At 65.5% G+C, this 11,669-nt stretch carries 11 protein-coding genes; 3 read left to right on the top strand and 8 right to left on the bottom strand.

The features are described 5' to 3' along the window. Window positions 1–114: 114 nt before the first annotated feature. From ACWPXK_RS10680 to ACWPXK_RS10700, 5 genes are all read right to left on the bottom strand, one after another. Window positions 115–1,473, bottom strand: a complete 1,359-nt coding sequence (locus ACWPXK_RS10680) for a cytochrome P450 (protein WP_454195900.1) — start codon at window positions 1,471–1,473, stop codon at window positions 115–117. A gap of 321 nt (window positions 1,474–1,794) precedes the next feature. Next, on the bottom strand, window positions 1,795–2,739 hold the full coding sequence (locus ACWPXK_RS10685; RefSeq protein WP_454195901.1) for a TauD/TfdA dioxygenase family protein: 945 nt from the start codon (window positions 2,737–2,739) through the stop codon (window positions 1,795–1,797). A 176-nt stretch (window positions 2,740–2,915) separates the two neighbouring features. After that, entirely contained in the window at window positions 2,916–3,806 is an 891-nt protein-coding gene (locus tag ACWPXK_RS10690) for an ABC transporter permease (protein ID WP_454195902.1), read from the bottom strand. Continuing rightward, window positions 3,799–4,659, bottom strand: a complete 861-nt coding sequence (locus tag ACWPXK_RS10695) for an ABC transporter ATP-binding protein (protein WP_454195903.1) — start codon at window positions 4,657–4,659, stop codon at window positions 3,799–3,801. The genes ACWPXK_RS10690 and ACWPXK_RS10695 overlap by 8 nt, the downstream gene beginning before the upstream one ends. After that, a complete protein-coding gene (locus ACWPXK_RS10700) occupies window positions 4,656–5,738 on the bottom strand; it encodes an ABC transporter substrate-binding protein (RefSeq protein ID WP_454195904.1) in 1,083 nt (360 codons plus the stop codon). The genes ACWPXK_RS10695 and ACWPXK_RS10700 overlap by 4 nt, the downstream gene beginning before the upstream one ends. A 683-nt stretch (window positions 5,739–6,421) precedes the next feature. Between ACWPXK_RS10700 and mgtE the strand changes: the two genes are divergently transcribed. Further along, complete coding sequence (gene mgtE / locus ACWPXK_RS10705) at window positions 6,422–7,786, top strand: magnesium transporter (protein ID WP_454195905.1); 1,365 nt, start codon at window positions 6,422–6,424, stop codon at window positions 7,784–7,786. 255 nt (window positions 7,787–8,041) lie between these two features. On the opposite strand, the gene cutA is transcribed toward mgtE, so the two are convergent. Together cutA and ACWPXK_RS10715 are read right to left on the bottom strand one after the other, a co-directional pair. Continuing rightward, window positions 8,042–8,368: a divalent-cation tolerance protein CutA gene (gene cutA / locus ACWPXK_RS10710; protein ID WP_454195906.1), complete on the bottom strand. Its 327-nt coding sequence runs from the start codon at window positions 8,366–8,368 to the stop codon at window positions 8,042–8,044. Continuing rightward, window positions 8,347–8,979, bottom strand: coding sequence for a helix-turn-helix domain-containing protein (locus ACWPXK_RS10715; protein ID WP_454195907.1), 633 nt, complete (start codon window positions 8,977–8,979; stop codon window positions 8,347–8,349). Before ACWPXK_RS10715 ends, cutA begins: the two co-directional genes overlap by 22 nt. A gap of 305 nt (window positions 8,980–9,284) precedes the next feature. On the opposite strand from ACWPXK_RS10715, the gene ACWPXK_RS10720 reads away from it, so the two are divergent. After that, window positions 9,285–9,599, top strand: a complete 315-nt coding sequence (locus ACWPXK_RS10720; protein ID WP_454195908.1) for a hypothetical protein — start codon at window positions 9,285–9,287, stop codon at window positions 9,597–9,599. 340 nt (window positions 9,600–9,939) lie between these two features. Here the strand turns inward: ACWPXK_RS10720 and nrdF are convergent, their stop codons facing one another. Then, window positions 9,940–10,902 carry a class 1b ribonucleoside-diphosphate reductase subunit beta gene (nrdF, locus tag ACWPXK_RS10725; RefSeq protein WP_454195909.1) on the bottom strand — a complete coding sequence of 321 codons (963 nt, stop codon included), beginning with the start codon at window positions 10,900–10,902 and terminating at the stop codon, window positions 9,940–9,942. A gap of 337 nt (window positions 10,903–11,239) precedes the next feature. Between nrdF and ACWPXK_RS10730 the strand changes: the two genes are divergently transcribed. Next, window positions 11,240–11,647, top strand: coding sequence for a DUF7144 family membrane protein (locus tag ACWPXK_RS10730; protein ID WP_454195910.1), 408 nt, complete (start codon window positions 11,240–11,242; stop codon window positions 11,645–11,647). Window positions 11,648–11,669 lie beyond the last annotated feature (22 nt).

Here is an 11,669-nt window from a genome sequence, read left to right on the forward strand (position 1 = left end):
GCCCGCGGCAGGTGGACAACTGTTCGGCGCTCGGCGCGTCCAATACTGCAACGGGCGCAACACTCTTTCGCCGCTGATGGGCTGGTGACACGGTGAAGGGGCATCACGCCGGCGTTATCGCCGTTCGGTCAGCGTCGCAACGACCGGGAACTTGGTGTTGAGGGTCAGCGCGGAAGTCGGGGTGAGGTCCGGGTTCCCGATGGTGAAGTCGAACCGTCGCATGATGGTCGAGAGCGCGAGCTGCATCTCCATCATCGCGAACGCGTTGCCGATGCAGAGGTGCCCGCCCGCACCGAAGGGCAGATACACGTTCCGGTCACGGGCGGCGACCGCGTCGGCGGTGAAGCGGTCCGGGTCGAAGGTGTCCGGCCGGTCCCAACACTCGGGGTTCCGGTGTGCATGGTAATAGCTGAACATCAGCGGAGTGCCTGCCGGGATGTGGTAGCCCCCGATCTCGTCGTCCTCGGCGGCACGACGTTGTCCCATCCAGGCCGGTGGTTTGAGCCGCAACACCTCCTCCAGCACCTGCTTGCTGTAGGGCAGTGCGGGCAGGTCGGTCATGGTGGCGTGCCCGCCGGGCAACGCGGCGTCAACGTCATCGCGCAGCCGCTGACGCACCTCTGGATGCAGTTGCAACAGCAGCATGGCTGACGTCAGGGCCGAGGAGCTGGTCTCGTGACCAGCGAAGAGCATGGTGACGACCTCGTCGCGCAGCTCCCCGTCGGTCAGGCTCTCGTTGGTATCAGCGTCTGTGGCGTTCATGAGCATGGACAGCAGGCCGCCGTTGTCAGCGTCGCGCAACTTGTCGATCACCGTGTAGACGATGGCATCCATCTCGGCGATAGCCCGCCAGAAGCGCCGGTGACTCGGCGTCGGAACCTTCAAGGGTATCAGGGGCATTCGCACGAACTTCCCCAGTTCGGCATTCACCTTCTGCGTCGCGTGGGAGAAGCCGGTGACCTCCGGGCCGTGGGGATCCAATCCGAACAGCGCCCGCACCACGATCCGCAATGTGAGGTGGCTCATCTGCTCGCCGATGTCGATCGTTCGTCCGGCGCGGGCATGTTCGGCCCATTCGTCGCACATGGAGTCGATCTCCGCCACCATGATCTCGCTGAGCGCATTGATCCTCTTGTGGTGAAAGGCGGGTTGGACGAGGCGTCGGTTGCGTCGCCACCGGTTGTGGTCGGCGATGGTCGCCAGCCCGCGCCCCACGAACGGTTCGATGATGTCGTACATCTGGGTCTCGCGGGTGAAGTTGGCCATGCGTTCCTGCAAGATGTACTTGATGTGGTGGGGATGGGTGATACCGACCATGTTCCCGGTGACCAGCTGGAACTGAAAGACGTTGCCGTGCTGAGCCATAGAGTCGGAGAGAAACGTAATCGGATCGGTGACGAAGCGCTTGGTGTTGCGGATGCGGCCTGCGGCCATCGGGGGTAGCCCGCTGACGGCGGCGGAGGTGGAAGTCATAACCCACAAGTAAAACCGAACGCCCGGACATCCGCCGAACTTTGGTGACGGTGGTCGAAGGCGAACTCCCGCAACAGGATTCTCGCCGGTGCGTATCCGTCGCCGAACAACGTGGCCATGCCGCGAGGGCGGACCAGGTCGAGGTCATCGCGATGCCGACCGCGCCTATTGCGGCGGTCAGTGTCCGCCTGCCTGGAGCGCACCCGCCAGTGGCTGGACCACCAGTTCTTCGCATCGACAGATGCGGATGCCCGAGTGGCGGCAGCGCGAGACCGCCCGAGCGTCCTGAGGACGGCCCGGCCGGTCTCGATCGTCCGCTCGCTACGCGCCGGTGAACTTCTCGCCGACGATGGAGTTGGAGGGCTCACCGTCGACGCCCACAGGGACATCACCCTCGAGTGTCGTGCGGTACAGCACCCGGGTGACGTCGAGGTGGTTCAGATCACTCGGTGCGAGGTGGGCGGTCGCGCGGTTGTCCCAGAACGCGAGACTGCCCTTCTGCCAGCGGAACCGGACCGTGTAGGCCGGGTTGGTCACCTCGTCGAACAGCAGCTTCAGCACTGCGTCGCTCTGGCTCGGGGACAGTCCGACGATCCGTGTGGTGAAGCCCGGATTGACGAACAGCGCCCGCTCCCCGGTCACCGGGTGCACCCGGACCACCGGATGCTCGGTGACCAGCGGTGCGGCCGCGACCTTCTTCGCGTAGTCACTGTCGGAGTTCCAGGCGGGCCGGTTGCCGCCGAACCGGTGCTCGGCGCGCAGTCCTTCGGCGAACCGCTTGAGCGACTCGGGCAGGTTCTCGTAGGCGGCCACGAGGTTCGTCCAGCCGGTGTCCCCGCCGCGCTCCGGCGCGATCTCGGCGCGCAGGATCGAGGCCGCGGGCGGGTTGATCAGCGCGGAGACATCGGTGTGCCAGTGGTTGTTGTAGCTGAACTTCCGTACCCCGAATCGCTTTTCGTACAGGCGACTGTCGACCGCGAGGATCTCCGGGTGCTCGGTCGGCGCGTCGTCATCGTAGGGGTGCGACGGGGTGACCGAGCCGAACCGGCGGGAGAAGGCGATCTGCTGTGCGTGATTGATGTGCTGATCGCGGAAGAACAGCACCTTGTAGGTGTGCAGCGCGTCGGTGAGCGTCGCGACCTGCTGGTCGGTCAGCGGCTCGCGCAGATCGACGCCGGAGATGTCGGCGCCGATGTAACCGGCGACCGGAGCGACGTGCACCGTGTCGGCTGCGGCGGAGGTGGGGGTTTCGTGTACGGCGGTCATTTCGAGAAACTCACTTCGGAATAGAGGATCAGGCCGGTGCTCGACCGGAGGAGCCGGGACGTTCGCCAGGGCGACAAGCGCTGCGGTAGACGCGCATGAAGTCGACGACGCGACGCTTCGTCAGCGGCATGGCGATCCCATTTCGAGCGAGCGGATGTCGAGCGGCCTGGACATGGTCATGCGTTCGCCGGGACGCGCCACCGCGATAGGCGGCGTTCGAGCGTGACCAGCAAACCGTTGAAACCGAGGCCGAGCAGCGAGATGGCCAGGATTCCCGCGTACATGTTCGGGATCGCGAAGTTCTGCTGCGCGGCGGTGATCAGATAGCCGAGTCCGGCTCGGGCGCCGAACATCTCGGCGGCCAGGAGCACCAGGATCGAGCTGGCCGCCGCCATCCGCAGACCCGTGAAGATGGACGGCAGCGCGGCGGGCAGGATCACCTTCTGGAACAGCCGCAGCGATGAGAAACCCAGGGAAGCCGCCGATTTGATGAGCAGCGGATCGACGGTGCGCACGCCCGTGATCGTGTTCAGCAGAATCGGAAAGAAGCTCGCGTAGACGACGATCGAGACCTTCGAGGTCTCGCCGATTCCCAGGATCAGCAGGAAGACCGGAAGCAACGCCAGCGCCGCGGTGTTGCGGAACAGCTCCAGGATCGGGTTGAGGAAGTCCGCCACCGGCTTGTACCAGGCGATCGAAACGCCCACCGGAATGCCGACGGACAACGCGATCGCGTATCCGACCAGCGAGCGGTTCAGGCTGGCGGAGATGTGCGTCCACATCTCCCCGCTCGCCACCAGGTCGGCGAACGCCTGGGCCACCACCGAGAAGGGCGGCAAAAATACCTCGTCCACCAGTCCGACGGTCGGGGCGAGCTGCCACAGCAGCAGGAACAGCGCGATCACGATCGTGGGTTTGAATACCCGCCAGGCGAACCGGCCGACAGTGCGGACCGCCTTCGCCGCAAGCGGGGGCGCGCTTCTGGCCGCGCGTACCGAGGTCGGTCGGGACGGCTCGCCCGCGCTCCGCTGAATCGGGCGCTCGGTGAGTTGAATCGCACTAGACATGGGCCGCCCTCTCGGTGGTGGATTCGACATGGGCCGGGTGCTCGGACAGCGACTCGCGTTCCAGGCTCGCCGCCCGCTGGACCTCGCTGTGCAGCAGCGTCCAGATCTCGTGGCGGTAGTCCCGGAAGCGCTCGGAGGAGCGGATGTCACCGCCCGCGTCGCGATCGATCTCGACGTCGACGATGGCCTTGATCCGGCCGGGCCGCGAGGTCAGCACGGCCACCCGCTGGCCGAGGTAGACCGCCTCGTCGATGCCGTGGGTGATGAACAAGACGGTCTTGCCGGTGGCCCGCCAGATGCGTAACAGCTCGTCCTGCAAGGATTCTCGGGTCTGTGCGTCCAGCGCGGCGAACGGCTCGTCCATCAGTAGCACCTCCGGGTCGAACGCGAGGCTGCGCGCGATGGCGACGCGCTGCTTCATGCCGCCGGACAGTTCGTGCGGGTAGCGGTCGCCGAAACCGGAGAGACCGACGAGTTCCAGGTAGTGCTCGGCGAGTTCCCGGCGCGCCTTGCGGCGTAGGCCCTTGGCCTCCAGCCCGAACTCGATATTGGCCCGCGCCGTCCGCCAAGGCAGCAGCGCGTACTGCTGGAAGACGATGCCGCGGTCCAGGCCGGGCCCGGTGATCGGCTTGCCGTCCAGCAGGATTTCGCCGGAGGTCGGCTTGCTCAGCCCGCCGAGCAGGTCGAGCAGGGTCGACTTGCCGGATCCGCTCGGCCCGACCAGGACCAGGAACTCGCCTTCGCGCAACTCGAGCGAGATGTCCTGGATGGCGGTGAACCGTTCTTGGGAGCCGCGCACCGCGAATTGCTTGTGCACGCCGGTGAGCGACAGTTTCGTTGCGGTCGTGGTCATTTGGCCGCCACCGCCTCGCCGGCCGGCCCGCTCTCCGGCTGGTAGGTGCCGTTCGCGTACGGGTTGTCCTTGTTGGTGAACAGATCCGCGGCCTTCAACTTGCCGTTCGGCAGTTCGCCGTTGCGCACCAGCCAGTCGATCCAGATCTGGATTTCCTTCTCCGCGATCACGCCGCCCGGCGCCGGGATCCCGGAGCTCAGCCAGTACGGCACCAAGTTGGCGTTCTCGTTGCGGCCGCGCTTGGCGATGATCTCGGTGAATTTCGCCTGCACCTGATCGCGGGGTGTCACCTGGAGCCAGCGGATCGCGCGCGCGGTGCCCTGCACGAAGTCCTGCACCGCCTCGGGGTTCTTCGCGATGTAGTCGTCGCGGAAGACATAGGTGCCGTAGCTGGCGGTGCCGAAGATTGCCTTATCGGTGTACAGCGGGCGAATACCGCCGCGCCCGAGGGCGGTATCGCGGAAGACACTGCCGAGGGCGCCGACGTCGACCTGCCCCTTGCGTACCGCGTCCTCGGTGTTGGCCGGAGGCACGACGGTCAGCTGCACCTGCTTGATCTCCGCCTCGGAGAGACCCTGCTGATGCAGCCACTCCCTGGTGATGAATTCGTGGTGGGCGCCAAGGGTATTCACGGCGACCTTCTTGCCGATGAGATCGCGCGCCGAGCTGATGCCGGAGTCTTCACGCACGTAGTAGCCGGTGAACGACTGTTCGTCCGCGCCATAGGAACTGAGCACCGAGGTGACCTTCGCGCCACCCGCGATCAGTTTCACCACCGCGCCGTTGAAGGCGCTGCCGAATTCGACCTGGTTCGTCGCCGCGGCCTGGATGTTGGCGGGGCCGCTGGTGGTGTCGCCTTCCCAGTGCAGCGTGATCTTCTCGAAGTAGCCGAGGTCTTGGGCCAGCTCGTGGGCGCCGACCTGCCCCGTAGCGCCTTGATAGCGGAGCACGTACTTGCCGTCGGCGGTCTTGGCGGGTGCGGATTCGCCGCACCCGGTGAGCGCCGATAGGCCGGTGAGCAGGGCGACGGCGGCGGAGAGCGCGCGGGCGACGCGCCGGGTGGATGAGGGGTGGGCCATTGTTGGTTCTTTCCAAGACGAGAAGGCGCCGTGCAGCTGGAGTGCTCGGCATGCGGCGGCGACACCACCGTGGGAAACGGCGGTGTGGAGGGGTGGCGGCGGACCGCGCGGGGATTCGGGTGAACGAGCCGCGCTATGTCAGCGGCAACAGATTCCGTGCGGAATGCGCATGAGGTCGATCGCGCGCCGGCGGATCAGTGCGGTGGCTGTCGACACTTCGAGACTTCCGTGAGCTGTGCTGGGGCGTGGGCGAGGGCCCGTGGTGTGCGACGTCCGGGCCTGCTTGGCACACACTGTCCCTCTTCTCAGGACTGGGAGCAACAGTTCGACGCCGGGTGCGTCAAACCTTGCTATCGCGGCACCGATGAGTCAGCGTTTCGCGCTGGGGCGCAAAACCGGTTGGGTTACAGCGCTCACTATGTGGTGATCATTCTCGCCGAAGCGATGTAAGCTGCACGGGGACGTTTTCCACGTCCATGGATGTTGATCGGAATGGTGCGGACGTCCGAATCCGCCGCGACGACGAGTAGGAGGTGGGGTTGCGATGCGCAGCGAACCTCCCAGTCGAAGGCCGCGCGGCGCCGCCCCTTCGCATGCCTAGTTGATCTGCGACGGCAGGGGCCGGCGCCCGCGGTGTGAATTTCGCGCTCCTTGTTCACTCACGCATGTGCTGAGGTCCTCCCATGTCGCAGACCGACATCATCGAAGTACGTCCGACGCTGTCCGAATCCCTCCAGGACATTGTCGAAACCCATCGTGTGGACGCCGCGCTCGACTGGCTCGGCAACCATCCGCCGCATGTCATCGCCGACCAGCTCGCCCGCATGGACGCGGTGCGCGCCGGGATGGCGTTCCGCTTGCTCGACAAAGATCTGGCGCTGGCCGTCTTCGAGGAGCTCGAGCCGGTGGACCAGCAGCAGATCCTGCAGGGGCTGCGTGATCAGAGCTTCCGCGAGCTGGTCGAAGGCATGGCGCCCGACGACCGGGCCCGCATGCTGCGCGAAGCGCCCGCCAAGGTCGCCAAGAAGGTGCTTGCCGGGCTGAGCCCGCGCGAGCGGCGGATGACCGCGAGTCTGCTCGGCTACCCGGAGGGTTCCGCGGGGCAGTACATGACGCCCGAGGTGGTGGCGCTGCCGCGCGAGCTGACCGTCGCCGAGGCGCTGGGCATGGTGCGGGCCAAGGGCGGCAACGCCGAGACGGTGTACACGCTGCCCGTCGTCGACGGGGGCAGGCGCTTGACCGGCATCGTCGAACTGCGGGAACTGGTGCTCAGCGAGCCGGGCGCGATGGTGTCGGAGTTGGTTGTCACCGAGCCCGCCTTCGCACGCGCGACCGATTCCGCGGAGAAGGCCGCCCGGTTGATGCGCGAGACCAATGACATCAACCTTCCGGTGGTGGACAGCGAGGACCGGCTGGTCGGGCTGCTCACCATCGATGACGCGGTCGAGGTGATCGAGGCCGCCGACAGCGAGGACGTCGCACGTCAGGCGGGTTCCGCGCCGTGGGAAGGCCACTACATGGCCGCCGGGGTGTTCCAGCTGGCCCGCTATCGCGCGCTGTGGCTGCTGCTGTTGCTGCTCGCCGCGACCCTCACGGTGAGCGTGACCGACTTCTTCGAGGGCACCTTGCAGCAGGCGGCGCACCTGGCGCTGTTCATCCCGCTGCTGATCGGCGCGGGCGGCAACGCGGGCGCGCAGGCCGCCACCGCCTGCGTGCGCGCACTCGCGGTCGGCGAGGTCAGGGTGTCGGATCTGTTCCGGGTGATCTGGCGGGAATGCCGGGTGGGCCTGGTGCTGGGTTCGTTGCTGGCCTCGGTGGGCCTGGGGATCGGCGCGGTGTTCGTCGGCACCCGCATCGCCCTGGTCGTCGGCATCACGCTGGTCCTGATCTGCGGCTGGGCCGCCACCATCGGCGGCACCATGCCCCTGCTGGCGAAGAAGCTGCGCATCGATCCCGCGGTCGTCTCGGCCCCGATGGTCACCACCCTGGTCGACGCCACCGGCCTGATCATCTACTTCACCACGGCCAAACTGGTTCTGGGGATCTGAATAGTGCCGAGGCGGAACGCGGTCGTCGGCACAGGCGACAGCGATCATTAGCAGCGCAGCAATCAGCGGCGGTGCATCGAGAGAAATTGTCCCTCATTTGATCAGCAATATCGCGGTGTTTCACCACTCGACCGGGCCGAATGCCGGTCGGGTCCCGCATATTTCGGTTCAGGCGACGTCGCAGTCACTCGGATCCGTTGTGCGCCAATAGCTTTTGAGAGTCGGGGAAACCGACTGCCGCGGGGGTTTCGGAATTCAACCTCGCGTCGAGTCGAGCACCCATTGCCGGTAGCCAGGGTGGGCGTTGACCACCGGGACGGCAAGGACTTGGGGAGTTTCGTCCGGGTGCTCGGCATCGGCCCGTTCGATGATTGCGGGAACCAGGCTGGCGCGTGTGTGCAGGACCACTAGTGCTTGCGCGTCGTCATGAATCCGGCCTTCCCAGCGGTAAATCGACCGGATACCGGGAATGACGTTGCCGCACGCTACCAACTCGTCCTCGACGAGTTTGTGCGTGAACTCGGCCAGCCACGCGGGGTCATCGGCAGCAATAGAGACATCTACGATTTCATCTTCGGCCATGTCGTCAAGTTTCCCTGGGTCCGGATCAGTTCGCCCATCAAATGTTCGACCTGGTCACGGTCGCGGGCGATTGCGCCCCAACCGTGAACGATCAATCCGGCGTAACTGAGGCCGGTCCACGATCCGATCATCGCGTGTCCGTGCGGGTGCAGTGCGGCATACAGAGAACCCTTGGACCGGACGGCGCCATCCGTTGCGATATACCAACCCATCAAGATTTCGTTGTCCCAGAGCTTCATTTCCCCGCGCCACTCGTAGGAGCCTTCGGAGACCGGCCGGGCTCGTGCGCCGTCCAGGGTGATGAACGCGCCGTTCTGCTGGATGGCCAGCTCGTGCACGTCCACCCGCTCCACATCGTCTTTCCAGGTCTGCCAGCCTGCCCACCAGTCGCCGGACAGATCGAGCCCGCGCGGTGTGACGCCTGCCAGCTCCGACAGGGACACCTCCAGCGCGTTCGCTAGTCGCGCCGCGATCGACAGTGAGGGTTCCGATGCGCCGGACTCGAATCGGGCTATCTGCCGCTGCCCCACACCGACCAGTCGGCCGAGGCCGTCTTGGGACAGCTGCAGCCGCTCTCGTTGCCTTCGGATGACATCGCCGGTAGTACTCACCGCCGCGTTCCTTCCTTCGATTGCTGACCAAAGCGTACCCACCGGCTCTATAGTTAGACACGTACGTCTGATCAGACATTGTTGACTAACCGGTGTTTCGCTTGGGAGGACAACGACGTGAGTACAGAACCACCCCAGTGCGTATCTCCCGGCGACTCGTACCCATCCGGCACCGCCACGCCGTGCCGAGCGGGCCGGCTCCGGCGAGTTCTCGCCGGGCCGGGCGAGTGGGAGCTCCAGACTTCCCGGTGCCGAGGTGTCGCATCCCCCGGCACCGGGAAACACCAAGTTACGGACGGTCTCTGATGCGGAAGGGTGGAATACGGACCACCGAGACAGGGGACGGCCGGAAGACGGCGTATTGGCGACTGCTCGGCCGTAGTGCGTACGTGATCCGCTTCCGGGTCAACGACGACGGCTCGACGGCGTACCGGTTCCCCGATAACCCGCTACCCGCAGTCCAGCCTGGGACCGTCCTGTTCGACACCTTTCCGGACCTGGCGCAGGCCCGTGAGTGGTTCCCCGAACACGACGATTTGTGGAACACGGTACGGGACGCTTACTGGTCGACCCTGCTGGATTCGGCCGACCTTCCGGCTGGAGCGCTCGATGATCGGTGAACCCGTAAATCTGCGCAGGTCCGCCGAATACCGACGGGCAGTTGCCGCGTTCCATCATGCGTGCGACCAATGGGCACGGGTGGGCGAACCCCCGAGCGGACCTGAATTCGACCAGATCCAGGCGGCGAGAAACGAGTTTCTGAAGCTTGCACCGGAAGCCACGGACCACCCCTGAACGCGCCCTACCGGAATTCCTCGGTTGCGGAAAGTCGGCGCAACACCTCGATGTATCGGTGTGCGATGGAAGTCGGATTCGGGAGAAATGGCCGGAGCGGCCGAGGAAGCTGTTGCGGGAGCGTGCGGCCGCTCGGCTGGGATAGCCCAGCCGAGCGCTGCTCGTTCAGAACTCCCAGTCTTCGTCTTCGGTGTTGACGGCCTTGCCGATGATGTAGCTGGAGCCGGAGCCGGAGAAGAAGTCGTGGTTCTCGTCGGCGTTGGGGGACAGGGCCGAGAGGATGGCCGGGTTGACGTCGGTTTCGTCCTTGGGGAACAGGCCCTCGTAGCCGAGGTTCATCAGCGCCTTGTTGGCGTTGTAGCGGAGGAACTTCTTGACGTCCTCGGTGAGGCCGACCTCGTCGTAGAGATCCTGGGTGTATTCGACCTCGTTGTCGTAGAGCTCGAACAGCAGCTCGAAGGTGTAGTTCTTCAGCTCGTCGCGCTCGGCCTGGGAGACCCGCTCCAGGCCCTTCTGGTACTTGTAGCCGATGTAGTAGCCGTGCACCGCTTCGTCTCGGATGATCAGCCGGATCATGTCGGCGGTGTTGGTGAGCTTGGCCCGGGACGACCAGTGCATCGGCAGGTAGAAACCGGAGTAGAACAGGAAGCTCTCCAGCAGCGTGGAGGCGACCTTGCGCTTGAGCGGATCGTCGCCGTTGTAGTACGACAGCACGATCTCGGCCTTGCGCTGGAGGTTGCGGTTCTCCTCCGACCAGCGGAACGCCTCGTCGATCTCGCGGGTGGAGCACAGCGTGGAGAAGATCGAGCTGTAGCTCTTGGCGTGCACCGACTCCATGAACGCGATATTGGTCAGCACCGCCTCTTCGTGCGGGGTGAGCGCGTCCGGGATCAGGCTCACCGCGCCGACCGTGCCCTGGATGGTGTCCAGCAGGGTGAGGCCGGTGAAGACCCGCATGGTCAGCTGCTTCTCGTCGGCGGTCAGGGTGTTCCATGACGGAATGTCATTCGAGACCGGGACCTTCTCCGGCAGCCAGAAGTTGCCGGTCAGCCGGTCCCAGACCTCGGCATCCTTTTCGTCGGGCACCCGATTCCAGTTGATGGCCGACACCCGATCGATCAGTTTCATGCTGTCTCCATGCCTTTCCCAAGCCCGCTGCCGTCACGGAATGCCTACCCTTGGAACACTACTCCTTGTGGGTGACAAGTCCGCGTAGCACAACACCTTGTGTCGCCGCGGCATGCGTCCGGGTCCGGAAGAACGCCGGGACGTGCCGCGCGCGGCTCCCTATTGTGCGGCACGCGCCCGCTGGCGACCACATCGGTCGCACCGTCCCCAGCCGATCGCTATTCGTTTGCCGATACTCGGCCGATCGCGTGACCCACCCCGGCTACCTGCGCGGATTCGACCAGGTGAGCGATTACGTTGGGCCGGACAGGTGTCGCGTTTGGAAGGAGTGAGTGCTATGACCAGTCCGATCAGCGCCCGTCCGGTGCTCGGCGACATGACGATCTTCGCAGGTGTGCTCATCCTCGTCGCCGGTGTCCTGCACCTGTTGACAGCCATCGCGGCGATCGCGGGGCGCGACGTGTTCGTGGTGACCGAGGATCAGGTGTTCCTCATCGACGTCACCGCGTGGGGATGGATCCACCTGGTGATCGGGGTGCTGGTGGTGACCGCGGGCATCGGCATCGTGACCGGGAAGACCTGGGCCTATCTCGCGGGCATCGTGCTGGCGGCGATCAGCATCCTGGACAACTTCCTGTTCGTGTCGATCTACCCCTTCTGGGCGCTGGTGCTGATCGCCATCGACGTGCTGGTGATTTGGGCGCTGGCCAGACAGCTCGCGGCCGTACAGCCCGCGCCGCGATAAGTTTTCGGCCCGCGTAGCGGGC

It is taken from the genome of Nocardia sp. Marseille-Q1738, from assembly GCF_965283145.1.